This is a genomic window from Streptomyces sp. 351MFTsu5.1 (assembly GCF_000383655.1).
Taxonomy (GTDB): domain Bacteria; phylum Actinomycetota; class Actinomycetes; order Streptomycetales; family Streptomycetaceae; genus Streptomyces; species Streptomyces griseorubiginosus.
Window position 1 is genome coordinate 159,930 of record NZ_KB911786.1, and the last position, 24,091, is coordinate 184,020.

Below are 24,091 nucleotides of genomic sequence, written 5' to 3' on the forward strand. Positions count from 1 at the left end.
TCCTCGGGTGTGTACGGCCGTCGGCCGTCAGAGCCGTTCGACGATGGTGACGTTGGCCTGGCCGCCGCCCTCGCACATCGTCTGGAGGCCGAACCGGCCGCCCGTGCGCTCCAGTTCGTGCAGCAGGGTGACCATGAGCTTGGCACCCGTGGCGCCCAGCGGATGGCCCAGCGCGATCGCGCCCCCGTTCACGTTGACCTTCTCCGGATCGGCGCCGGTCTCCTTCAGCCAGGCCAGCACCACGGACGCGAACGCCTCGTTGATCTCGACCAGGTCGATGTCGTCGATGGTCATCCCGGCCTTCTTGAGGGCGTACGCGGTCGCCGGTATCGGCGCGGTGAGCATCCGGATCGGGTCCTCGCCGCGCACCGACAGGTGGTGGACCCGGGCCCGTGGGGTCAACCCGTGCTCCCGCACGGCCCGTTCGCTCGCCAGGAGGATCGCGGAGGCGCCGTCGGAGACCTGGGAGGAGACCGCCGCTGTGATCCTGCCGCCCTCCATGACCGGCTTCAGGCCCGCCATCTTCTCCACGCTGGTGTCGCGGCGCGGGCCCTCGTCGGTGGTGACATCGCCGTAGGCCACGATCTCGCGGTCGAACCGGCCCTCGTCGATGGCGCGCACGGCCCTCTGGTGGGAGCGCAGCGCGAACTCCTCCATGTCCTGCCGGGAGATGCCCCACTTCCCGGCGATCGTCTCGGCTCCCACGAACTGGTTGACGGGCCGGTCGCCGTACCGGGCCCGCCAGCCCTCCGAGCCCGCGAACGGGCCCTGGGTCAGCCCCAGGGGCTCGGCGGCCTGCCGGGTGGCGAAGGCGATCGGGACCATCGACATGTTCTGCACACCGCCCGCGACCACCAGGTCCTGGGTGCCGGAGAGCACGCCCTGCGCGGCGAAGTGCACGGCCTGCTGCGAGGACCCGCACTGCCGGTCCACGGTGGTGCCCGGCACCTCCTCCGGCAGTCCGGCCGCCAGCCAGCTGGTGCGGGCGATGTCACCGGCCTGCGGCCCGACGGCGTCCAGGCAGCCGAAGACGACGTCCTCGACGGCCGCCGGGTCGGCGCCCGACCGCTCCATCAGCGCCTTGAGCACATGGGCGCCCAGGTCGGCGGGGTGGACGGCGGCCAGTCCGCCGTTCCGCTTGCCGACGGGGGTACGGACCGCTTCGACGATGTATGCCTCGGCCATGGCCGCTCCTTGAGGGCTTCAGGGGATCATTCCCGCAGGTTGATGCCCTCCAGCACCATCGACAGGTACTGTCGGGCGATCTCCTCGGGGCTGTGCTGTCCGCCCGGCCGGTACCACGAGGCCGCGACCCACACGGTGTCGCGCAGGAAGCGGTACGTGAGCCGGATGTCGAGATCGGCACGGAAGGCCCGTTCGGCCACTCCGCGCTCCAGGGTGCCCAGCCACGCCTTCTCGAACTTCACCTGGGAGTCCGCGAGATAGGCGAAGCGCGGCTGGGTCTGAAGGGTCCTTGCCTCCTTCTGGTAGATCGCGACGGCCGCGTGATGCCGGTCGATCTCCCGGAAGGACTCGGTGACGAGCGCCTCGATGGTCTCCCTGGGCCCGAGGCCCCCGGCGAGCACCGCGTCGTAGCGCGCCCAGAGGTCGGTCAGGAAGGTGGAGAGGATCTCGTCGACCATCGACTCCTTGGAGTCGAAGTGGTAGTACAGGCTGCCCGCGAGGATCCCCGCCGCGTCCGCGATCCTGCGGACGGTGGTGGCGCGGTACCCCTGCGCGGCGAACACCTCGGCGGCGGTGGCGAGGAGTTCCTCACGGCGCTCGGGCCCGCCGCTCATCGCCGTCTTCCTGCGGTCACTGTCACTGTTCGGCACCGGGTCATTGTCGCCTCACGCGCGCTGGCTGCTGACCGCGACGACCTCGCCCGTCATGTACGACGAGTAGCCGGACGCCAGGAAGACGATCACGTTGGCCACCTCCCACGGCTCGGCGTACCGCCCGAACGCCTCCCGGGCGGTCAGCTCCTCCAGCAGTTCCGGCGTCGTCACCTTCACCAGGTGGGGATGCATGGCCAGGCTCGGCGCCACCGCGTTGACCCGGACCCCGAACTCGGCGGCCTCCAGGGCGGCGCACCGGGTCAGCGCCATCACGCCCGCTTTCGCGGCGGCGTAGTGGGCCTGCCCCTGTTGCGCCCGCCAGCCGACGACGGAGGCGTTGTTCACGACGACTCCGCCCCGTCCCGCCGTCTTCATGCGCCGCAGCGCGGCCCGCGTGCAGCGGAAGGTGCCGTTGAGCGTCACGTCGAGCACCCTCGACCACTGCTCGTCGCTCATGTCGACGAGAGCGGCGGTCCCGCCGAGCCCGGCGTTGTTGACGACGATGTCCAGCCGACCGTGCCGCTCCACCGCGAGGTCGAACAGCGCGGCCACCTGGTCCTCGTCGGTGACGTCACAGGGAAGGGAGGCGACCCTGTCCGCTCCGAAGGCGTCGGTGAGTTCGGCCGCGGACTCCTTGAGCCGGCGCGCATGCGCGTCCGACAGGACCACGCTCGCGCCCTCCTCCAGCAGCCGCCGCGCGGTCGCCCCGCCGATACCGGCACCGGCGGCCGCGGTCACGACGGCGGCACGGCCCGCGAGCAGGTGGTGGCCGGGCTCGTAGCGCGGCGGGGAGGTGGTCACGGACGGGCCTCCTTGGACAGGCCGGCGGCGCGTTCGACTCTCGACGGCTGACGCCCCGTACGTTAACCTACCAAACACTTGTTAGGGAAGGAGCGGAGGCTGATGGACCTCGACTTCTCGGCCGCCGAGGACGCGTTCCGCACCGAGGCCCGCGCCTGGCTCACCGCCCACGTACCGGGGACACCCCTGCCCTCGCTGGAGACCGAGCAGGGCTTCGCCGCCCACCGGGCATGGGAGCGCACCCTCTCCGCCGACCGCTGGTCCGTCGTCTCCTGGCCCGAGGAGTACGGCGGCCGGGGCGCCTCCGTTCTGGAGTGGCTGATCTTCGAGGAGGAGTACTACGCGGCCGGCGCGCCCGGTCGGGTCAGCCAGAACGGGATCAACCTGCTCGCCCCCACCCTCTTCGAGCACGGCACCCCCGAGCAGCGCGCCCGCGTCCTCCCGCCGATGGCCACCGGCGAGGTCGTCTGGGCCCAGGCCTGGTCGGAACCCGAGGCCGGCTCCGACCTCGCCTCGCTGCGCTCCACCGCCCGACGGGCCGACGGGGGCTGGCTGTTGAACGGCCAGAAGACCTGGTCGTCCCGCGCCGCCTTCGCCGACCGCGCCTTCGGTCTCTTCCGCAGCGACCGGCAGGGCCTGGACGAGGGCCGACCTCACCGGGGCCTGACCTACCTGATGTTCCCGCTCGACGCCGACGGCGTGACCGTACGGCCCATCGGACGGCTCGACGGAAAACCCGCCTTCGCGGAACTCTTCCTCGACGACGTCTTCGTACCCGACGAGGACGTCATCGGCGAACCCGGCCAGGGCTGGCGGGTCGCGATGAGCACCGCGGGCAACGAACGCGGCCTCACCCTGCGCAGCCCGGGCCGCTTCACCGCCGCGGCCGACCGGCTCACACGGCTGTGGCGGGACCGGGCCGACCCCACCGACACCACCCTGCGCGACCGCGTCGCCGACGCCGTGATCGGCGCCCGCGCCTACCAGTTGTTCACCTACGCCGGTGCCTCACGCCTGGCCGCGGGCGGCTCCATCGGTGCCGAGTCCAGCATGAACAAGGTGTACTGGTCCGAACTCGACATCGCCCTGCACGAGACCGCGCTCGACCTCCTCGGCCCCTGCGGAGAACTCGCCGACCACGCCGACGAGGCGCCGGAACACGGCAGTTGGGCCGAGGGGCACACCTTCTCGCTGGCCGGGCCGATCTACGCGGGCACCAACGAGATCCAGCGCGACATCATCGCCGAGCGGCTGCTCGGCCTGCCGAAGGGACGCCGGTGATGCGCTTCCTCCTCGACGACGAGCAACGGGAGTTCGCGCAGTCACTCGACGCCCTGCTGAAATCGGCCGACACCCCGGCCGTCGTCCGGGCCTGGAGCAACGGTGACCACGGCCCCGGGCGAGCACTGTGGGGCCGCCTCGCGGAGGCCGGGGTGTTCGGGCTCTCGGTCCCCGGGGAACACGACGGCCTCGGCTTCCTCCCGGTCGAACTCGCCGTCGCGTTCACGGAGTTGGGCCGTCACGCCGTGCCCGGCCCACTGGTCGAGACAGTCGCGGCCGCCGCCCTGCTCGACGGGCTCGGCGACCGGCACACGACCTGGCTCCCCGGCATCGCCTCCGGCAAGACCGTCGTGACCCTGAGCCCTCCCGAGGACGACAGCCCGTACGCCCTCGACGCGGACATGGCCGACCTCGTCCTCGTCGTCACCGGTGACACCCTGCGCGCGGCCGGGTCCACCGGCCCCGTCCAGCCGTCCGCCGACCCGGCCCGCCGGCTGTCCCGGCCGACGGAAGGCACCGTCCTGGCGGAGGGGCCGCAGGTGCGGCGCGCGGCCGCGCACGCAGCCGACGTGGGCCGGCTCGCCACCGCGGCTCAGGCACTGGGAGTCGGCCGGACGCTGCTCGACCGGACCGTCGCCCACGTACGGGAACGCCACCAGTTCGGGCGGCCCGTCGGGTCGTTCCAGGCGATCAAGCACCGGCTGGCGGACGTCCTGATCAGCCTCGCCTTCACCGAACCGCTCGTCCACGCGGCCGCTCTCTCGCTCGCCTCCGCGGCCGGCGACAGCGGCCGGGACATCGCGGCGGCGAAGGCCGCGGCCGGCGACACGGTCCACCTGGCCGCCCGCACCGCACTCCAGTGCCACGGCGCCATCGGCTACACCGACGAACTCGACCTGTCCCTGTGGATCCGCAAGTCCCGTTCCCTGCGTACCGCCTGGGGCACCCCGTCGGCCTGCCGCGTCCGCGTCCTCACTCCGTTCCAGGGCTGAGTCGGTGTCAGTGGGCGAGATGGGCGACGAGGAGGTTGGGGTCCTCGTTCGTCAGGTACGCGGCGCTGGGAACGTACACCCTGTCGCCCTGGACCGCGACGGAGGTCGGGGTCCGGAGGCCGTCGGCCGCCGTGAGGACCGCGGTGTGGGTGCCGTCGGGGCGGACGAGGTCGACCTCGTTGTCGTCACGGGCGGCCATGAGGGTGTCGCCGTGCCCGGTGAAGGCGAAGTCGTCGATGGAGGGCAGGCCGGTGGCGTGGACCTCGATCCGGCCCGCGGTGCCGTGCGGCGTGACCGGGATGCGCAGGACCGTGCCCTTGTCGAGGTTGGTGGCCCAGACCGCTCCGTCGTGCAGCTTCAGGCCGTTGGCGCCGGCGAAGGTGCTGGGTTCGAGGGCCTTGCCGCGGGCCCAGACGGTCGCCCTGCCGCCGTCGGCCGGGAGGCTGTAGATGACGCCGCGGACGGAATCGGTGACGTAGAGCCGGTGCCTGCGCGCGTCGAGGGCGAGGCCGTTGGGCAGTCCGTCCGCGGGCAGGGCGGCGATCCGGTGCGGACGGCCACCGGGGCGGACCGCCCAGACGCCGGTGAGGTCCGCGGTGCCGGTGGCGTAGGTGACGTAGAGCGTGCCGTCGTCGGCGCGGGCGATGCCCCCGACGAACGCCTTGCCCAGGTTGGGGGTGCTCGCCTTCGCGGGGGCGGGCAGCGTGGCCAGCACGTGAAGGTGGCCGCCGGGGGCGAGGCGGACGACCTGTCGGGCGAAGGAGAAGGTCAGGTAGGCCGATCCGGTGCGGTCGACGGTGATGTTCTCGGGCTGCTGCGAGGCCGCCAGGCTGAAGTCGGCCACGACATGGGGCCGGGACAGCGGCTCGGTGGCCGCGGTGGCGGTCGCGGCGGAGGTGAGCAGCGCCGCGGTGACGGCGAGCGTGGTGACGGTGGTGCGGATGTGCATGGGGGTCTCCTGTGGTGCGTCAGGGCCACTGCCGGACCGGGGGAGTTGAGGGCCGGCAGTCGTGTTGGGGGGAGGTGGGCGTATCGGCTCAGGGGGCGACGATCTTGATCGTGCTGGCCCAGCCGTGGCCGCCGTCGTGGAGTTGCAGCGCCATGTGGAGGAGCTGGAAGCCCTCCAGCTCGCGTGCGTGCTCGAGGGCGCCGACGTCGACCGGGTTGAGTCCGCCGGAGGCGACGAGATCGGCCACCTTCTTGCGGGCGGTGTCGTCGTCGGAGGCGATGAACACGTCGAGCGGCGTCCCGTTCACCTGGCCCGCGACCAGGGTGCCGGCGAAGGTCGTGTTGAACACCTTGACCACCCGTACCTGTTCTCCCGCGGCGGCGGCGATCCGCTCGGCGGCGGAGGTGCCCGGGGCGACGACGAGCGCGTCGAGCGTGGCGGCGACGGGGTTGCTGATGTCGATCAGCACCTTGCCGGCGAGGCGGGGCCCGTAGGCGGCGGCGAGCTGCTCGGCCGCGTCGAAGGGCACCGCGAGGACCACGATGTCCGCCTGGTCGAGCGCGGATGCGTCGGCGGCGGCTGCTCGCCCCTCGCCGTGGTCCGGTGTGCCCAGTTCGTCGACGAGCCGTGCGGCCTTGCCGGGATCCTTGGCCGTGACGGTGACGTGGTGGCCGCCGGCCAGGGCACGGGTGGCGATGCCCCGGGCCATGTTCCCGGCGCCGACGATGGTGATCTTCATGAGGGTTGTCTCTCTCCTCTCCGTACGTCGAATCCGCTACCGGGTCCGCTACCGGGCGTGGACGCGCACCACGGGATCAGCCGGCGGTGGGGAACAGCGACCGGTTGGCGATGTCGATGATGAACGGGCCCACATGGGAGGGGTACTTGTCGATGATCGCCTTCTTGTAGGCCTCGCCGTCCTCGCCGAGCAGCTCACGGGCGTCGTCGAGATAGCGGCGGACGTCCCCGTAGACCTCGGGACCGGTGGGCGCGCCGTGCCCGGCGAGGATCGTGTCGTAGCCGCTCTCGGAGGCGAGGGCGTCGACGGCCAGCCGCCAGCCGGTGATGTCGTTGTTGCCCAGATAGAGGTGGACGTCGTTGTAGACGAGGTCCTGGGCGATCAGGACACCCTGCTCGGGCAGCTTCACGAGGAGTTCGTCGGCGGCCTCGCCGCCGGAGACGGCCTCGAAGACGAAGGGCACCCCGTCGATGACCTCGGTGCCCGGGACGATGTCCACGTCCGGGGTGAACTCGGTGAGGGTGATGACCTGTCCGGTCGGCAGGTGGCTGTCGCCGCGGGCGATGATCTGCTCGGTCACCTGGGGCAGGGCGTGCACGGGGACGCCGAAACGGGCGGCGCCGTTGTAGTGGTCCGGGTGGGCGTGGGTGACGATCAGCCGGTCGATCGGCTTGCCGAGGCCCTTGGCGTAGGCGACGGCCTCCTCGGCGTAGACGGGCAGCAGCTGGGCGTCGATCGCGACGATCCGCCCCGGGGTCTCGATCAGCTGGGTGGTGGCGTGGAAGGTGTCGGCCGGCGACATGTAGCTGTGGATGCGGACCGAGCCCCTGTCGAGAACCGTGACCGTGCCGTTCATGGTGATGCTCCTTGCGGTTAAGGCGGCCCGTTGCCGTCTCGATGTCGTCCACTCTCGTCGCAATACCGCAGGTGATCGAGATACGCTGGAGACGTGGCATGGTAATTCGAGGACATCTGGAGAAGCCGATGCGTACGGCGGACTCCGGCGGCGCGGACCCCTCGCAGCGGGACGCCATCCCCCGGCTCGACTTCAACCCGCCGCACGAACGTGTCCGGGGACTGGAGATCGTCGACCTGGCGGCCCTGCACGAACGGCGCCGGCGCCGGGGCAGCCGGACCGACCTGGTGCACCGGGTCGATTTCCACACCCTCACCCTGATCACCGAGGGCAGCGCCGAGCACGCGGTCGACTTCGTGACCTACCCCTGCCGCCCCGGCACCCTGCTGTGGATCCGACCGGGCCAGGTGCAGCGCTTCGTCCGGCCGGGCACCGCCAACGGCACCCAACTCCTGTTCACCTCGGCGTTCCCGCCGCACACCAGCAGCGCCGACCGACTGGTCAGGCAGTGGTACGGACCGGCCTGCCGGCAGCTGGGCGCACGCCCCGAGTACGCCGTGCTGTCGACCCTGATCGGTCAGATGCGGGCCGAATACGGCCGTCCCGTGGAGACCGTGTCGGCGGAGATCCTGCAACTCCTGCTGGCCACCGTGCTGTTGCACATCGACCGGCTGCCCCACCCCGACGTCGGCGGCGACCCGCACGCGGGCGGCGAGGTGTACGCGCGCTTCCGTGCCGAACTGGAGCGCGGGTACGCCACCACCCGCCGGGCCGCTGACTACGCCCACCGGCTCGGGTACACCGTCAAGACGCTCACGCGCGCGTGCGTCGCCGCCACCGGACAACCCGTTAAGCCCGTCATCGACGCCCGGGTGGCCCTGGAGGCCCAGCGTCTGCTCGCCCACACCGACGAGCCGGTGGCGACGATCGGCCGCCGCCTGGGTTTTCCCGAACCCACCAACTTCGGGAAGTTCTTCACCCGCCACACGGGCGTGACACCGGGCGCGTTCCGGCAGAGCCATCAGGGCGGCCAGGGCGCCTCTCCTCGGACCGTCTGATCACTGGTCCGGTGTGTCAGCACACTCCTCACCAGGGCCGTTCGGCCCTTGTAGCCGGTCGGGCACCCTGTCTTCACTGGTCCATGCGTGGACGAGGAGGTGAGCGCGGCGATGACCACGGCGGTGGGGCACGCCGGCCGGAAATGGTGTGCGCGGGTGCCGGTGTGCCACCGGCCGCGCGGCGGCGCGAACCTCCCGACCGCCGCGGGCCCATGGCCCAGCCCCGACACCCACCAGACAGGAACATCCCGATGACCGGCACCACTCGTAGCGCGCGGCACCTGTCCACCGGAAACAGTGGAGGCAGACGAGAACGGGAGATCACGCCGACAGCCGGCACCGCCGCCTCCCGGGCCTTCGCCTGGTTGCTGATCGTCTCCGGCGGGCTCGGCGCCCTGGCGTCCTTCGTGATCACCATCGACAAGTTCCAGCTGCTGCAGGACCCGCAGTTCTCACCCTCGTGCAATCTCAGCCCGATCCTGTCCTGCACCAACGTGATGAAGAGCGCCCAGGCCTCGGTGTTCGGCTTCCCCAACCCGCTGCTCGGCCTGCTCGCCTATCCGGTCCTCGTCGCCGTCGGCTTCGCGCTGCTGGCCGGCGCCCGCTTCCGCAGCTGGTTCTGGCTCGGGCTGAACGCAGGCACGCTGCTCGGTGCGGGCTTCTGCATGTGGCTGATGACGCAGGCGCTCTACCGGATCGGGGCGTTGTGTCTGTGGTGCTGCCTGGCCTGGGCGGCCACCATCGCCGCGTTCTGGTACACCACCGTGCACAATGTCCGGCACGGGATCATCCGCGCGCCCCGAGGAGTGGTCGCGGGCGTGCTGGAGTTCCACTGGGCGGTGCCCGTCACCTGGTACCTGACCATCGTGGTGCTGATCGTCACCCGCTGGTGGGACTACGGGCAGACCCTGCTCTGAGCTCGCCTCCCGCCCCGTCATCGGGTGAACGACTGCAAGAGGCCACGGTGTCCTGTGCATGCGCCCCGGACTTCTGAAGGCGCGGAGCCTCGACGCACACAGGACGCCGCAGCCGGATTTCGCGGGACCGGGCCGTCAGGCCGGCAGAAGCGGCGCGGCCCGCCTCGTCACCGTCCCGCCGAAGGACTGGGCGAGGCCGCGCTGTTGGCCGGCGAAGGGAGCACGACCTGCGGCTGGCCCGCGACCGGAGGCGGCGGAGTCAGGTCCCGGGCCGGGAGCCCGGGCGGAGTGGTCTCCTGAACGAGGACCTGGTCGAAGTCGACGAGGCCGGTCTTCTCCATGACCGTGATGTGCTCCAGTACGGTGTCGTTGGCCTGGTCCGCCAGGGCTCGGATCAGCGAGTTCTTCGTGGTGGTGCGGACACCGGCGATCGTGGGGAGGATCTGGCCGTTCGCCGCCCGCACGAGGGTGACCATGTCGGCGTCGAACTGCTCGCCGCTCTCCGCGTTCAACCGGGATACGAAGCTCTGCTGCTGCGGCGACGACTGGTTGGGCAGCGTGATGCCCAACAGACCGGCCGCACGGCGACACGCGGCGTCCAGCGAGGCGACGCCGTCGATCAGATGCTCCCCGGCGGTCCTGACCGCCTTCGTCCTGCTCTTCTCCAGCGTCATCCGTCCGACGGGGTGCTCCCACAGCGCGGCCGCGCGCACCTTGACCACGAAGTCCCGGTCGGCTTCCGTCAGCGCTCCGGTCGCCGGAGTGGCGATGACCCGGTCCTGCGCGGTGCTGGCCTTCTGCACGCCGAGCATGGCGGGGTAGAGGAGAGAAGCCAGAGTGGTCACAACCGCCCCACCCATGATGAGAGTTCCCGCCGCTTTCCGTGAAACGAGCACGGTGTCTCCTGATTCCGTTTTTCGGAACCCGCACGCACAGGACTACGGATGCGAGGTTCCGCAGAACCTCTAGGACTCGCAATGGATTCGTAAAGCAGGCGCTGAGGCCGGGCTTGGCGACTCGGGCATTCCGCGGTGCCAAGAAGGGCCGTTCGACCCTACCTATGGCCCGCACTGGGGCTGTTGGGCCCTATCGGGGCCGGGTACCCCACGGCCGATCATGGGGCGACGGCCGGGAAGGGCCGCCTTCAAACGCCCGCACACATGGTCCTTCCCGGCTCGTCGACAACATGAGCTCATGGGGAGGACGCCGTCCGGTGGACGATCGCCGCCACGATCACTGGCGGGCTCGCTCTGTCCTCCGCGTCCGAAGGCGGCCGAGGCTGGATGCCGACGGTTGCCCCGACCATCGCCGTCGGCCTGGCGCTCACCGTCGCGATCACGCACCAGCGTGTCCACGGCCGTCTTCAGGCTCGTCGTCCGCGAGAGCACGGCTCGGCCGAGGGAGTGGGCGGCGGCACCCGGGGTGCGGCAGATCAGGCGACGGTCCCCGTCACGGTGCCTCCGTTCTTCGTCACGCGGTACGTCACGGTCGTTCCGCTCCAGAAGTGGAAGGTGAGCGTGACCTGCGCTCCGTCGGTCAGGGCGTTGAGGTAGGCGGGGAGCAGGGTGATGGCGTTGTTCGGGTAGTCGGGGGAGAAGGCGCCGTTGAACTCCTGGTAGGGCGTCCAGGAGGTGTTGCCTGCGGCGCTGCCGTCGGCGTACCGGGACTCCAGGGTCGCCAGCTGGTCACCGCGGAACCGGGTGGGGATGCTCAGCCCGTCGGTGGTGTTGCCGTGGGTGTCGGCGAGGACCGGCGGGTCGTAGCTGGTCACATGGATGCTCCAGGGGACGCCCGCGGAGAAACGGGCCTGGATCGTCGCGTTGGTGCCGTAGGCGCGGTCGCCTGCCAGCCTGGTGAGGGCGGAAGCCGTGAGGGTCAGCTGGTTGCCGGAGAGCGTGTAGTCCCGCCCCGGGAGCAGTTGCGTGCCGCCCTGCCACAGGCCCCGGAAGGTGGTGCCGTTCGGGTTCAGGGTGAGGGTCTTGGCGGTGATGGCGCCCGCCTTCGCCAGGTAGACCCGGTCCGAGGACGCGGTTCCCGAGCGGGTGGTCCAGCTGGACCTGATCGCGGCGCCCAGGCCGGGGTCGCTCCACCGGAGCGTGGTGCGGTTGAAGTAGTTCCAGCTGCCCGCGTCCCACAGGGCGGTGGTCGCCCCGGCGGTGCGGGCACTGTGGCCGAGCATCTCGTAGTACTTGAGGGCCTCGCCCTGCTCGACGCGGGAGGGGTGGTTGCTGTCGGGGTACCCCAGCAGGCCGTACTCGCCCAGGTAGGTGGGGATTCCCTGGCTGACGAAGAGGGTGCGGATCCTGGTGAAGGCGTCGGTCATGTCCTGCTGCGAGGTGGCGTCGAACCGGGTGCCGCCCGCGATGTTCACGCTGAACGGGTAGTAGCCGTAGTAGTGGACGGTGGCCGCGAGGCCGGGGTCGTTCATCGACTTGAGCTGCGCGGCCAGGGGCTCCATGCGCGCCTGGGACGGCGTGCAGCCGAGGGTGGGCAGGAACAGCAGCCGGGTCGCGTTGTTGCCGCCGGACTGACGAACCACCGTCCGGAAGGCGCTGTTCAGTTCGGCGTTGTACGCGATGCCCTGGGCCTCGGTGGTGTTGTTGAACTGCGGCTCGTTGTTGCCCTCGAAGAGCAGTTTCCGCGGGTGGTCGCGGAAGGTGCCGGCGATCTGCGTCCAGGTGGCCTTGAACCGGGCCAGCACACCGTCATGGTCGGTGGGCATGTCGGCGATCCACTGCCACGAGTCGTGGTGGACGTTGAGCACGACGTAGAGGCCGTCGTTCAGGGCCAGGTCGACGGCCTTCCTGACGGACGTCATCCACGCCGCGTCGATCGTGTAGGGAGCCGTGGCGGACTGGTGGTCGGTCCAGGTGACGGGGATGCGCACACTGCGGTATCCCTGCGCCTTGAGGGCGTCGAACAGGGACTTGGTGGGCACGTCGTTGCCCCAGGACGTCACGTCCGGAATGGCGTCGAAGGTGTTGCCCAGGTTCCAGCTCGGCTGCATCGCCGCCACCGTGTCCGCCGGGCTCGCCGCGACAGGCAGCCGTATCGGGAGCGGGTCCTTGCGGGCGGGGGACGCGAGGGCCGCGGTGCCGGTCGCCCCGATCACGGTGACCAACGCGAGCAGCAGACCCAGCAGGCGACCGAGGCCGCGGCCTCCGGTCAGGTACCGCGTTCTCTGCATGGTTGACCCTTCTCTGTCGGCCGGGCGGGGGGACCGCCCGTGGGGGGAGGTGCGAACAGACGGGTGAAGGAAGGCCCCCGAGGCGAGCGGCGCCTGGTCAGAAGCCCTGTGGGGTGTAGTCGAACCAGTCGAAGCGGACCGTGCCGGCGGCGGCGTACATGCCGATGACCCGTCCGGTGAAGCCGCCCGCCACCTCGGTGGAGAGGTGACGGCCGTCCAGGGAGCCGAGTTCGGCGAAGGCGCCGTCCGGCTCCTCGACGCCGAAGGTGACGGTGTCGGGCCCGGTGCGGGGGCCCAGGTCGGCGGCGGGGGAGAAGCGGACGCCGAGCACCACAGGTCCGGAAGGGACCGGGCGGGAGGCCAGGACCGTGCGCAGGGTCCCGGCGCGGGCGAGCACCCGGACCTCGCTCTCGGAGGCCTCGATCTCGTAGTGGTGCTCCTCGTCGAGGCGGACCGCGAGACCACCGCGGCCCTGTCCGGTGTCGACGCGGGTGCGCGCCTCGCACGTCAGGTGTTGCTGGCGGCGGCCGACGAACACGGCGTCCGGCTCGTCCAGGGAGGCGCCGCGGGCACGCAGGGTCAGCCAGCCGGAGCGCTCTTCGGTGGTGCAGTGCTCCGGGGAGCGGTCCCGGGGAGAGATCCACTGCGGCCGCAGTTCGCCGAGCTCGAAGTCGTCCCGCACGGGCTCGACCGGTCCGGGGACCAACGGCCAGGAGAGGGCGGGCAGTTCGGACGTGACCTCGCCGACCACGGGCCAGCCGTCCACCCACTCGACCGGCACCAGGAACGTCTCCCGGCCCAGCACGTGCCAGCCCGGGGTGCCGCCGCGCGGCCGGACCCCGAGGAGCACCATCCACCACGATCCGTCGGGCGCCTGGACCAGGTCCGCGTGCCCGGTGTTCTGGATCGGGTGCCGGGTACCGCGATGGGTCAGCACCGGGTTGTGCGGACAGGGCTGGAACGGACCCGAGGGGGAGGGGCCGCGGGCGATCGCGACGGCGTGGCCGCGCTCGGTGCCGCCCTCCGCGATCAGCAGGTACCAGTGGTCACCGATGCGGTACAGGTGCGGCGCCTCGGGAGCCTGCGCGCCGGGGGTGCCCGACCAGATCCGCCGCGGCTCTCCGAACGTCTCTCCCGTCACGGGGTCGATGCGCACCTGTCGGACCCCGGCGATCGTGCACCAGCACGTGCCGTCCTCGTCCCAGGCGAGGTCCGGGTCGATGCTCGGGATCCCCGGCAGCGGGATCGGGTCCGACCAGGGGCCCGCCGCGTCGGTCGCCGTGAAGAGCATGTTGCCGCCACCGCCGACGTTGGTGACGATCAGCCAGAAGCGGCCGTCGTGATGGCGCAGGGTCGGCGCGTAGAGACCGGCCGACGAGAGCAGCTCCCGCGGCAGCCGCAACTGGCTCGGCCGGTCGAGGGCGTTGCCGATCTGCGTCCAGTGCACCAGGTCGCGGCTGTGGAAGACGGGGATGCCGGGGAAGTACTCGAAGCTGGAGCAGACCAGGTAGTAGTCGTCACCCACGCGGCAGACACTGGGGTCGGGGTGGAAACCGGGGATGACGGGATTGCGCAGGGCGGTTCCCTGATGCTCGGACACGTGGTCAAGTCCTGTTCTTCAGCTGTCGAAGCGCTTCACTTGGTCGGGAACGTTAATGACACGTTTCTCGCGAAACAAGAGGGAGGATTTCCAAGAAACTTTCTTTTCCCGGCGTTGTTCACGGCCCCCTCCCGGTCGGTAGAGCGTCGAAGCGCTTCGATGCGCCGAACCGGCGGCCGGGCGCGCGGGTGTCGATCGGATTCCGTCCGAACGGACCACGGAACCCCGCGTTGCTAAGCGGAGAGTTCTCCACTACGTTATGTGGAGACCTCTCCGCATAGCTTAAGGAGCGTCATGCAGTACACCAAGCTGGGCACGACCGGCCTCGACGTGTCCCCGATCGCGATCGGTGCGATGACCTACGGCGAGCCCGACCGCGGGCATCCCGTCTGGTCGAGGGGCGAGGAGGAAGCGCGCCCGCTGATCAGGCACGCCCTGGAGTCGGGGATCAACTTCTTCGACACCGCGAACATGTACTCCAACGGCTCCAGCGAGGAGATCCTCGGCCGCGCGCTCAAGGACTTCGCCGACCGCGATGCCGTGGTGATCGCCACGAAGCTGCGTCACCCGATGCGCCTGGGACCGAACGGACGCGGACTGTCCCGCAAGGCGATCATGACCGAGGTCGACCACTCGCTGCGCCGCCTCGGCACGGACTACATCGACCTGTACCAGATCCACCGCAACGACCGCACCACCCCGTGGGAGGAGACCCTCGAAGCACTCAGCGACCTCGTGAAGGCCGGAAAGGTCCGCTACCTCGGCGCCTCCTCCATGCACGCCTGGGAGTTCGCGAAGGCCCTGAACCTCCAGAAGCAGCACGGCTGGGCGCGGTTCGTGTCCCTGCAGGACCACTACAACCTCCTCGCCCGCGAGGAGGAGCGGGAGATGATCCCGCTGTGCCTGGACGAGGGGGTCGGCACGGTCGTCTGGTCGCCGCTGGCCCGCGGCCGCCTCGCCCGCGCGTGGGACGACGCCCGCTCGACGGTGCGCTCCGAGACCGACGGCGCCTACGCGGACCTGCTCTACTCGCCGGCCGAGGAGGCGTCCAACCACGCGATCGTCGACGCCGTCGGGAAGGTCGCCGCCGCACACGGCGTCACCCGTGCCCAGGTCGCGCTCGCCTGGCTGCGCCGTCAGTCCGTCGTCACCGCACCTCTGGTCGGCGCCGGTTCGGTCCGGCAGATCGACGAGGCCGTGGCCTCCCTCGACATCGAACTCACCGACGAGGACGTGCGCGCCCTGGAGGCCCCGTACACCCCTCGGTACGACTGGCAGGGCGTCTCCGACGAGGCCGAGCTGGAGGCCATCCGCCGGCGCGTCCCCGGAATGGCCCTCGCATGACCACGATCGTCCGCTCCGGGGCCCCCGCCCGCGCCGGAGCCCTGCTCGTCCTCCTCGGCCCGCTGGTGTCCTGGGTCGCCGAGTTCATCACCGCCGCCGCATGGCAGGACCCGCCGTACTCGCCCCTGTACAACTGGGTCAGCCACCTCGGCCTGACCGGCCCGCCGCAGACCGCGTTCGGGCAGGTCGCCAACTCCCCCCTCGGCGCTGTCATGGACACCGGCTGGGTCATCTACGGCACCCTCCTGATCGTCGGCACGTTCCTCGTGTTCGACCCGCGCAAGGGCGCCCGCCCCGTCGTCATCCTGAGCGTCGCCGTCCTCGCCGGTGTCGGAGTCTCGCTCGTCGGCGTCTTCCAGGGCTCCAACGCCAACGTCGACAACGGCCTGATCGCCTTCCACACCGTCGGGGCGCAGGGCGTCATGCTCGCCGGCAACCTCATGGCGATCGCCGTCGGCACCGGCGGAGCCCGCATCGGGCTCACCAGGCGCCGCTCGATCGTGAGCACCGCGCTCGGCGCCGCAGGACTGCTCGCCTTCCCCCTCTTCATGACCGACGTGTTCACCGGCTGGATGTGGAACATCGGCCTGTTCGAGCGCGCCGTCATCTACCCGATCATGATCGGCCACGCCCTCCTGGGAAGCGGCGTGGCCGCCACCCAGCGCCACCGGGCGACGCACCCGACGGCCCCCCTCACCGCACGAGCCGCACGAGCCCAGAGCTGAAGGACAGACAGATGACACAGGTACTGGTCACCGGTGGAACCGGATTCATCGGGAGCTGGTGCATCCAGGCCCTGCTGGATGCCGGGCACACCGTCCGCACCACGGTCCGCGACCTGCGGCGCGAGCCGGCGCTGCGCTCCTGGCTGCACGCGGCCACACCGTTCGACGACGACCGGCTCACCGTCGTGCGCGCCGACCTCGAACAAGCCGAGGGCTGGGACGCCGCCGTCGCCGGCTGCGAGTACGTCCTGCACGTCGCCTCGCCGACCCTGCGCCACACGCCGGCCAACGACGACGACCTGGTGGTCCCGGCACGCGAGGGCGTCCTGCGGGTGCTGCGCGCCGCCCGCGACGCCGGTGTGCGCCGGACCGTCCTGACCAGCGCCTTCGGTGCCGTCGGGATCGGGCACCCGCCGCGCTCGACGCCGTTCACCGAGGAGGACTGGACGGACGTCGACAGCGACATCCCGCCCTACCAGCGGTCCAAGACACTCGCCGAACGCGCCGCGTGGCAGTTCATCCAGGACGAAGGCGGTGGTCTGGAACTGGCTGCGGTCCACCCCGTAGGAGTCCTCGGCCCCCTGCTCGGCCCGGACGACCCGCCGTCTCTGCGTCTGGTCCGCAGAATGCTCGAAGGGCAGGTTCCCGCATGCCCTCCCTTCGGGATGGGCTTCGTCGACGTGCGCGACGTCGCGGACCTGCACCTGCGCGCGATGACCGATCCGGCGGCCGCAGGCGAACGTTTCCTGGCCGTCGCCGGGCACAGCCTGCGCGTCATCGACATCGCACGCATCCTGCACGACCGCCTCGGTGAGCGCGCCGCGAAGGCCCCGACCCGTGAACTGCCCGTGTGGGTCGCGCGCGCTCTGGGCGTCGTGAACCCGGAACTGCGCCTGCTCAGGCACCAGCTCGGCCGGGATCTCGACGCCACAGGCGCCAAGGCGGAGAAACTCCTCGGATGGCGGGCCCGTCCCATCGAGGACACCATCGCGGAGACCGCCGAGAGCCTCCTCGCCCACGGCATCGGGACGAGGACCGCCTCGTAGCCGCGGGGAGGGGATGCTCCGGACGGGCATGGCAGCGATGTGGCGCCCCGCACGAGGACGGGGCGCCCTGCTCCGGCCTTCGCGCAGTCACACGCCGACGATCTGCCACTCCTGGTTCGTCCCGGTCCCGACGGGCCACTGGATGACGTACGCGCCGTCCGCCGTCGAGGCGCCCTCGACGTCCGCGCACCACGTGCCGTTGCGGACGTTGACGAGCCGGTAGAAGCCGCCGCCCGCGTCGACGAGCCTCCACCACTGGTTGTCGCTGCCCACGTCCTGCCACTGGATGAGCCGGCTGCCCTGGGTACCGTCCCCGGGACTGTCGAGGACACGACCGCTGTGCCGGACCCGCAGCCGGAACGAGCCGTCGGCGTTGGGCAGGAACTGCCACTGCTGACTGGTCGCGCCCGACGCGGGGGACTGGACGATCCTCGCGCTGGCGGCGGTGTCCCCGCCCGCGACGGCCAGCGCCTCCTGACTGCCCCTGTTGACCAGCCGGAACCAACCGGAGAGCAGGGCGACCGTGATGTCGGTGCGCTGCCCCGCGACCAGGGACACCTTGCGGGCGTGGGTACCGAGGGGCGAGGCGGTCACGGTGGCCGAGGTGGTCACCGAGGTCAGGCCGCGGCGGCTGATGAGGGTGACGGTCTGGTCGATCGCCGAGGTCACCGAGAGGGTGGCGGTGCGGGCCGTCAGGTCCCATGCGAAGGTGTGGATCCGGATCCGGCCGCGGGTGCGTACGCCGGTGATCGAGCCCTTGGCGAGCTGGTCGGGCAGGGCCGGAAGCACCTCCAGCACCCCGGGACGGGAGTAGATCAGGGCCTCCGCCAGCACACCCGGCAGGGCGTTCGCGGCGTCGGCGTTGTAGATGTCGAGGTCGGGATTGTGCGAGGTCATCAGCGACCTGAAGACCATGTTGTTGCCGATGATCTTCTTCAGGTTGTCGTAGACCTTCCCGCCGTCCTTCAGACGGGCCCCGGCCAGGGCACGATGGAGGCTTCCGTGGGCGGAGATGTTCTGGTCGCCCCGCTTCTCCAGGGCCCTGAGCGCCGGACGGACCAGCGCGGGCTTCTCCTCGGGGTTGATCTCGTGCAACGGCCAGGCACCGTAAAGGTGTTGGATGTGCCGGTGGTCGTAGCGGTCGGTCAGGGTGGGCCAGGACCACTCGGCGAGCGCGTTGTCGCTGTTGACGCGGTAGTCGGGCAGCTTGGCGAGCAGCGCCGTCCAGCGGGCCACGCCCTGGCCGCTGCCCTGCTCGACACCCAGGGAGTTCGCCGCCTCCACGGCGGCCTGGAGGGCGTGCCGGCCGGCCATGATGTCGCCGGTGGCGTTGATCGACAGGTACACGCCCGTGTTGCCGGGCGAGTTCTCCATGGAGAAGGACGGCACGAAGACGGCCTTGCCGTTCGCGTCGGTGCGGGTGAGGAAGTCCTCGTAGAACAGGGCCAGTTCCATCAGGGCCGGGGCCAGCCTGGTCCGGTAGAACGTGCTGTCGCCGGTGACCTGGTAGTACTCCAGCAGCGGGTAGAGCAGCCAGTCGGCGCCGCCGGTCCAGCACTGGCCCGGGAAGCTGTTGTTGTTGAAGTGGAGCATGTGGCCGTACTCGCCGTCGGTACGGGACGGGGCGAGGAAGCCGCGGGCGCCGTAGAGGTTGGTGGCGTTGGTGCGCCAGTCGGCGAGCTGGCCGAGCACCAGGTCGGCGTAGCCCTGCATGACCTCGGTGGTGTCGAGGATGTTGGCGCCCGCGACCTGGAGGTTGATGTTGGCGTCGGTGGTGAAGTCGTCGGCCCAGGCGCCGTTCCAGGAACCCGTCCAGATGCCGGTGAGACGGGGCGGCAGGACTCCGCTGGAGCTGATGAAGAGGTAGCGGCCCGAGTCGTAGAGGCGCTCCAGCAGGGCGAGGTCGATGACGCCGCGATTCGCGTTCTGGCGGGCTATGAGCTCGCTGACGGAGAGCCTGCGGTCTGCGTCGGAGACGTTCAGGTCGAGGCGGGAGCGGTCGTAGAGCTCGGTGTGGAGCGCGGTGTGTGCCGAGCGCAGGGTGGTGTAGTCGGTGCCGATCGTGGCCAGTTGGGCGTGCAGGGGCTGGGAGTCCCAGGCGGTGGACGACTCGTAGCGGCCCAGCTTGGTCAGCAGGAGCACCTTGGTCGCCTTGGCCACCACGACGGTGGCGCCGTTGACGGTCACCGACGAGCCGGTGCCGGTGGCGACGACCCGGGTGACGCCCTCGTAGCCGAAGGCGCCCTGCCCGGCCGGATAGGTGCCGCGCAGGTTCAGGTAGCCGTCGCCGTTGCTCACGGTGGCGCGGGTGGTGAAGCCGACGCCTGCGGGCACGCCGCTCAGCGCCGTGTTGACGCTGAGTGTGGTGTCGACGGTGCGGCCGGGCGCGGGGGTCAGTTCATGGACGATCACCTTGTCGGCGCGCGAGACGAAGGCGCGGCGCGACCAGGTGCCGTACTGGTCGGTCCAGCTGGAGCCGACCTCGCCGGTGCGGTAGTCGGCGGTACGGCCGTAGGTGTTGACCGTGGTCATGCCCGGGGTGCTGAGCTGGAGTTCGTACGCGGGGTGGTAGGTCTGCGTCCAGCGCAGCGACCACCCGGAGGCGAAGTCGCTGTTGGCACCGGCGTAGTTCCCGGCCAGCGCCTTGTCGCGGACGCCGTCGAGGCGCCCGGCGAGCACGGGGGGCTTGACGGAACGGGTGCCGTTGGGCAGCACCAGCCGGTGGTAATTGAAGACCACCTTCTCCAGCGCCGCCGCCCCGTACAGGACGGCGCCGTACTCGCCGTTGCCGGTGAGGAAACCGTCGGTCCAGGAGGCGGCGGGGGAGGTGTCGTGGACGCCGCGGTCGGGGAGCGTGATCTGCGGCGGGACGGCGGCCGCGGCCTCGCCCGCGAGAAGGCCGCCGGGGAGGGCGGCCGCACCGGCGGTCAGCGCCGCGGTGGCCAGGAAGCGTCTGCGGTCCATGGGCAGGTCCTGCACGCGAACTCCTTGCGGTGGGGGTCGGGCCGAATGCACGGACAGCGGGGAGGAGGGCGGAGGCGGCCCGGGGGAGCGGGCCGCCTCCACCCCCTAGTCCTGGACCTTGCCGCCGGTCACCCGGGACAGGGCCAGCGCGATCAGGATGATGGCGCCGTTGAGCGCGCCGATCCACTGCGCGGGGACGCCGCCGAGGGTGAGGACGTTCTGGATCAGGAAGAGCAGCAGGATGCCGGTGAACGCGCCGAACATCGTGCCCTTGCCGCCGTTGAGGCTGATGCCGCCGATGACGGCCGCGGCGAACACCGTGAAGATGTAGCCGTTGCCCTGCGCGGAGGCCACCGAGGCCAGCCGCCCCGAGAGCATCAGACCGCTGAGCGCGGCCAGCAGGCTCGCGGTGACGATCACGATCCACAGCACCCGGTCGGTGCGGATGCCGGCCGCCTTCGCCGCGTCGACGTTGCCGCCGATGGCGTAGAGGGAACGGCCGAAGCTGGTGAAGCCGAGCACCACGATCCCGACCGCGAACAGGATCAGGCAGACCCAGACCGAGGCGGGCATGCCGAACCACTCCGCGGTGCCGATGTACAGCATCGACGACGGCAGCTGGAAGAAGGTCTGACCGCCGGAGATGCCGGTGAGGATGCCGCGCAGCACGATCAGCATGCCCAGGGTCACGATGAAGCCGTTGAGGCCGAACCGGATGATGAACAGGGCGTTGACCGCGCCGATCAGCAGGCCCACGGCGAGCGTGACCGGCACCGACCACGCGCCCGGGAGCAGGCCCAGGCCGTGCGTGGCGCCCGCCGGGACCGTGAGCCAGGCGGCCACACCGGGCGCGAGGCCGACCGTGGACTCCAGGGACAGGTCCATCTTCTTCACGATCAGCACCAGCGTCTGCGCCAGGACCAGGACCGCGATCTCGGACATGGTCTGCAGGACGTTGATGAGGTTGTCGGCCTGGAGGAACACCGGGTTGACGATCTGTCCGACGATCGCGATGACGATGATCGCGGGGATCAGGGCGAGGTCGCGCAGCCGGGCGAAGGCGATCCTGCGCCCCCCGGCCGGCCGGGCGGCCGGCTGTTCGTCCTGCGGGGTCTTCGCGGTGGTCGCGGCCGCTGTCTCAGACATCGAGGTCCACTCCTTCCATCGCGGCCACCAGCTCGTGGTCGTGCCAGCCGCTCGGCTTCTCGGCGACCACACGGCCCTGGAACATCACCAGGACCCGGTCGCACATGCGCAGGTCGTCGAGTTCGTCGGAGGCGATGAGCACGCCCGTCCCGGACTCGGCCGTCTCCTCGACCTTGCCGAGGAGGAACTCCTTGGACCGCACGTCGACACCTGCGGTCGGGTTGATCAGCACCAGCATCCTGGGGTCGCTGGCCAGGGCGCGGGCCATGACGACCTTCTGCTGGTTGCCACCGGAGAGCCCGGAGACCTCCAGTTCGGGGCCCGGCGTCTTGATCGCCAGGTTCTCGATCATGTCCCTCGCGAGTTCGTCGCGGCGGCGCCGGTCGATGAACCCGGGCGGTCCGAGCCGTTCCGGGATGGTCAGGGTGCCGTTGTCCGCGATGGACATCCCGGGGATGTAGCCCTGCTGGTGGCGGTCCTGCGGGACGAATCCCACGCCGGCCCGGAGCGCGGCGGGGACGCTGCCCGGCCGGGGCCGGACTCCCGCGATCTCCACCGTGCCGGTGCCCGCGGCGCGCAGGCCCGCCACGGTCTCCGCCAGCTCGGTGCGGCCACTGCCGGCCGCACCCGCCAGCCCCACGATCTCGCCGCCGCGGATCACGAAGGAGACGTCGTCGTAGGCACCGGCCAGGGACGCGCCGGTGACCGACAGGACCTCCGGGACCCCGGTCTCCACCCGGCCCCGCCGCCTGCCGACGTTCTCCGCCGCCGCGTCACCCGTCATGGCGGCGACGAGCTCGGAGCGGGGCAGGTCCGTGACCGGGGCGGTCAGGATGTGCCGGGCGTCCCGGAACACCGTCACCGTGTCGCAGATCTCGTAGATCTCCTGGAGGTGGTGGCTGATGAACAGGAAGGTGACGCCCTGTTCCTGGAGGTCCTTGATCCGGCCGAACAGGCGGTTGATGGCCGCCGCGTCCAGCTGTGCGGTCGGTTCGTCGAGGACGATGAAACGCGCCCCGAAAGAGAGCGCCCGGGCGATCTCGACGAACTGCCGCTGCTCGACGTCCAGTTCACCGGCCGCCGTGCGTACGTCCACGTCGACCGACCAGGTCCGCAGCAGGTCCTCGGCCTTGCGGCGGAGGGTGCGCCAGCTGATCAGGCCGCCCCGGCCGCGGTCGTGACGGTTGAGGAAGAGGTTCTCCGCGACCGTCAGCTCGGGGATGATCGTGGACTTCTGGTAGACGCAGGCCACTCGCTGCCGCCAGGCGTCCCGGTCGGCGAGCCGGGGAGCCGGCTCGCCACCGAAGGTCACCGTGCCCGTGTCGGGTGCCTGGAGGCCGGTGAGGACCGAGACCAGGGTCGACTTTCCCGCGCCGTTGCGTCCCACCAGCGCGTGTGTCTGCCCGGGTGCGATCGTGATCCGTGCGTCGCTGAGCGCGACCGTGGACCCGAACCGCTTCGTAATCCCCGACGCCTCGGCGACGGGCGGAGCAGTAACCATGTCTGCGTATCGCCTTCCGGTCAGCCGAGGTTGTTGCCCCAGAGGGACTTGTCGTCGCTCTTGACACTGGGGACGCCGCCGTAGGTGCCGCCGTCCGCGGTGACGAGCGGGGCGGACAGCTGGTCCTCGAGGACGCCGTCGCGGACCTGGATGATGGTGCTGTCGTGGTCGGTCTTGCCGGGCTTGAACGTCTTGCCGTCGATCGCCGCCTTCAGGTAGTAGAGGGCGTACTTGGCGTAGAGGTCGGCCGGCTGGGAGACCGTGGCGTCGATCTTCCCGGCGGCGATGTCCTTGAGCTCCTCGGGGATGCCGTCGTTGGAGACGATGAAGACGTGCTTCTTGTCCTTCGGGTCGACCAGCAGACCCTTCTGCTTGAGCACCTGGAGCGTGCCGGCCAGGGCGAAGCTGGACTCCATGTAGACGCCCTTGATGTCCGGGTTCGCCGTGAGGTCGGTCTGGAGCTTCTGCGCGGCGACCGCGCCGTCCCAGTTGGTGGCCTCGCCGAACACCTTGATGCCGGGGTAGTTCTTCTTCATGCAGTCGTTGAACGCCTCGGTGCGGTCACGGCCGTTGATGGAGTCGAGGCCGCCTTCCAGCATGACGACCTTGCCCTTGCCGCCGAGCTTCGTGCCGAGGAACTGGCAGGCCTTCTCGCCGTAGGCGCGGTTGTCGGCCCGCACCACCATGTAGACCTTGCCGGTGTCGGGGCGGGTGTCCACGGTGACGACCGGGATCTTCTTCGCCGCCAACTGCGCCAGGGTGGGCGCGATGGCCGCGGTGTCCTGCGGGGCCATCGCCACGCCCTTGACGCCCTGGCTGATGAACGTCTGGGCGTTCGCGGTCAGCTTCGCCACGTCGTTCTGCGAGTTGGTCGTCTTCAGGTCCAGGCCCAGCTCCTTGGCGTACTGGGGCGTGTACTTGATGTACGAGTTCCAGAAGTCCGTGTCGGAGCGCGGGTAGTCGACACCCACCACGGGCTTGCCGCCGGAGCCTGCCGAGGTGCTGGAGCTCTGGCAGGCCGTGAGGGCGGAGACCGTGAGGACGGCGAGCGCGCCGAAGCAGGCGTACCGGGTGTGTCTGAGCGTCATTGCTCTTCTCCTTGGTGCAGGAAAACCGGAAAACGGAAGGGATGGAAGAGGCAGAAGGG

20 protein-coding genes are annotated in these 24,091 nt (G+C 70.7%); 7 read left to right on the forward strand and 13 right to left on the reverse strand.

Annotated features, from left to right (window positions below; translation table 11 throughout):
- Positions 1 to 27: 27 nt before the first annotated feature.
- The 3 genes from H295_RS0126245 to H295_RS0126255 are packed head-to-tail and all read right to left on the reverse strand — an operon-like array spanning position 28 to position 2,639.
- Complete coding sequence (locus H295_RS0126245) at positions 28 to 1,185, reverse strand: acetyl-CoA C-acetyltransferase (RefSeq protein ID WP_020138330.1); 1,158 nt, start codon at positions 1,183 to 1,185, stop codon at positions 28 to 30.
- A 26-nt stretch (positions 1,186 to 1,211) separates the two neighbouring features.
- Positions 1,212 to 1,799: a TetR/AcrR family transcriptional regulator gene (locus H295_RS0126250; RefSeq protein WP_020138331.1), complete on the reverse strand. Its 588-nt coding sequence runs from the start codon at positions 1,797 to 1,799 to the stop codon at positions 1,212 to 1,214.
- Between the two features lie 51 nt (positions 1,800 to 1,850).
- On the reverse strand, positions 1,851 to 2,639 hold the full coding sequence (locus tag H295_RS0126255; protein ID WP_020138332.1) for an SDR family oxidoreductase: 789 nt from the start codon (positions 2,637 to 2,639) through the stop codon (positions 1,851 to 1,853).
- A gap of 102 nt (positions 2,640 to 2,741) precedes the next feature.
- On the opposite strand from H295_RS0126255, the gene H295_RS0126260 reads away from it, so the two are divergent.
- The gene (locus H295_RS0126260) at positions 2,742 to 3,920 is read left to right on the forward strand and encodes an acyl-CoA dehydrogenase family protein (protein WP_020138333.1); all 1,179 of its coding nucleotides are present in this window, start codon (positions 2,742 to 2,744) and stop codon (positions 3,918 to 3,920) included.
- Positions 3,920 to 4,912, forward strand: coding sequence for an acyl-CoA dehydrogenase family protein (locus H295_RS0126265; RefSeq protein WP_020138334.1), 993 nt, complete (start codon positions 3,920 to 3,922; stop codon positions 4,910 to 4,912). Before H295_RS0126260 ends, H295_RS0126265 begins: the two co-directional genes overlap by 1 nt.
- A 7-nt stretch (positions 4,913 to 4,919) precedes the next feature.
- On the opposite strand, the gene H295_RS0126270 is transcribed toward H295_RS0126265, so the two are convergent.
- The 3 genes from H295_RS0126270 to H295_RS0126280 all read right to left on the reverse strand — a co-directional run bounded on the left by H295_RS0126270 (position 4,920) and on the right by H295_RS0126280 (position 7,456).
- The gene (locus tag H295_RS0126270; protein WP_020138335.1) at positions 4,920 to 5,861 is read right to left on the reverse strand and encodes an SMP-30/gluconolactonase/LRE family protein; all 942 of its coding nucleotides are present in this window, start codon (positions 5,859 to 5,861) and stop codon (positions 4,920 to 4,922) included.
- Between the two features lie 88 nt (positions 5,862 to 5,949).
- Positions 5,950 to 6,600 (reverse strand): NADPH-dependent F420 reductase, encoded by a 651-nt coding sequence (locus H295_RS0126275; RefSeq protein WP_020138336.1) that lies wholly within the window; start codon positions 6,598 to 6,600, stop codon positions 5,950 to 5,952.
- 76 nt (positions 6,601 to 6,676) lie between these two features.
- The gene (locus tag H295_RS0126280; protein ID WP_020138337.1) at positions 6,677 to 7,456 is read right to left on the reverse strand and encodes an MBL fold metallo-hydrolase; all 780 of its coding nucleotides are present in this window, start codon (positions 7,454 to 7,456) and stop codon (positions 6,677 to 6,679) included.
- 128 nt (positions 7,457 to 7,584) lie between these two features.
- Here H295_RS0126280 and H295_RS0126285 point away from each other — a divergent pair, with 128 nt between their 5' ends.
- Positions 7,585 to 8,514 (forward strand): AraC family transcriptional regulator, encoded by a 930-nt coding sequence (locus H295_RS0126285; RefSeq protein WP_020138338.1) that lies wholly within the window; start codon positions 7,585 to 7,587, stop codon positions 8,512 to 8,514.
- 251 nt (positions 8,515 to 8,765) lie between these two features.
- The gene (locus tag H295_RS0126290; protein ID WP_020138339.1) at positions 8,766 to 9,431 is read left to right on the forward strand and encodes a vitamin K epoxide reductase family protein; all 666 of its coding nucleotides are present in this window, start codon (positions 8,766 to 8,768) and stop codon (positions 9,429 to 9,431) included.
- Positions 9,432 to 9,598: 167 nt separating this feature from the next.
- Here H295_RS0126290 and H295_RS0126295 read toward each other — a convergent pair whose 3' ends face one another.
- The 3 genes from H295_RS0126295 to H295_RS0126305 form a co-directional block, all read right to left on the reverse strand.
- A complete protein-coding gene (locus H295_RS0126295; RefSeq protein WP_043217970.1) occupies positions 9,599 to 10,291 on the reverse strand; it encodes a DUF4142 domain-containing protein in 693 nt (230 codons plus the stop codon).
- Positions 10,292 to 10,863: 572 nt separating this feature from the next.
- Complete coding sequence (locus H295_RS0126300) at positions 10,864 to 12,618, reverse strand: cellulase family glycosylhydrolase (protein ID WP_020138341.1); 1,755 nt, start codon at positions 12,616 to 12,618, stop codon at positions 10,864 to 10,866.
- A gap of 97 nt (positions 12,619 to 12,715) precedes the next feature.
- Positions 12,716 to 14,218, reverse strand: coding sequence for a glycoside hydrolase family 43 protein (locus tag H295_RS0126305; protein ID WP_020138342.1), 1,503 nt, complete (start codon positions 14,216 to 14,218; stop codon positions 12,716 to 12,718).
- A 294-nt stretch (positions 14,219 to 14,512) separates the two neighbouring features.
- On the opposite strand from H295_RS0126305, the gene H295_RS0126310 reads away from it, so the two are divergent.
- Genes H295_RS0126310 through H295_RS0126320 form a run of 3 tightly spaced genes read left to right on the forward strand, consistent with a single transcriptional unit; the run spans position 14,513 to position 17,333 of the window.
- Positions 14,513 to 15,562, forward strand: a complete 1,050-nt coding sequence (locus tag H295_RS0126310; protein WP_020138343.1) for an aldo/keto reductase — start codon at positions 14,513 to 14,515, stop codon at positions 15,560 to 15,562.
- Positions 15,559 to 16,287 (forward strand): DUF998 domain-containing protein, encoded by a 729-nt coding sequence (locus tag H295_RS45675; protein ID WP_020138344.1) that lies wholly within the window; start codon positions 15,559 to 15,561, stop codon positions 16,285 to 16,287. The genes H295_RS0126310 and H295_RS45675 overlap by 4 nt, the downstream gene beginning before the upstream one ends.
- Before the next feature lie 11 nt (positions 16,288 to 16,298).
- Complete coding sequence (locus H295_RS0126320; RefSeq protein WP_020138345.1) at positions 16,299 to 17,333, forward strand: SDR family oxidoreductase; 1,035 nt, start codon at positions 16,299 to 16,301, stop codon at positions 17,331 to 17,333.
- Positions 17,334 to 17,420: 87 nt separating this feature from the next.
- On the opposite strand, the gene H295_RS0126325 is transcribed toward H295_RS0126320, so the two are convergent.
- The 4 genes from H295_RS0126325 to H295_RS0126340 form a co-directional block, all read right to left on the reverse strand.
- Positions 17,421 to 20,312 carry a glycosyl hydrolase family 95 catalytic domain-containing protein gene (locus H295_RS0126325; RefSeq protein ID WP_020138346.1) on the reverse strand — a complete coding sequence of 964 codons (2,892 nt, stop codon included), beginning with the start codon at positions 20,310 to 20,312 and terminating at the stop codon, positions 17,421 to 17,423.
- A 90-nt stretch (positions 20,313 to 20,402) separates the two neighbouring features.
- A complete protein-coding gene (locus H295_RS0126330) occupies positions 20,403 to 21,443 on the reverse strand; it encodes an ABC transporter permease (RefSeq protein WP_020138347.1) in 1,041 nt (346 codons plus the stop codon).
- Positions 21,436 to 22,944, reverse strand: coding sequence for a sugar ABC transporter ATP-binding protein (locus tag H295_RS0126335; RefSeq protein ID WP_028809767.1), 1,509 nt, complete (start codon positions 22,942 to 22,944; stop codon positions 21,436 to 21,438). Before H295_RS0126335 ends, H295_RS0126330 begins: the two co-directional genes overlap by 8 nt.
- A gap of 20 nt (positions 22,945 to 22,964) precedes the next feature.
- A complete protein-coding gene (locus H295_RS0126340) occupies positions 22,965 to 24,032 on the reverse strand; it encodes a sugar ABC transporter substrate-binding protein (RefSeq protein WP_020138349.1) in 1,068 nt (355 codons plus the stop codon).
- Between the last annotated feature and the right edge of the window lie 59 nt (positions 24,033 to 24,091).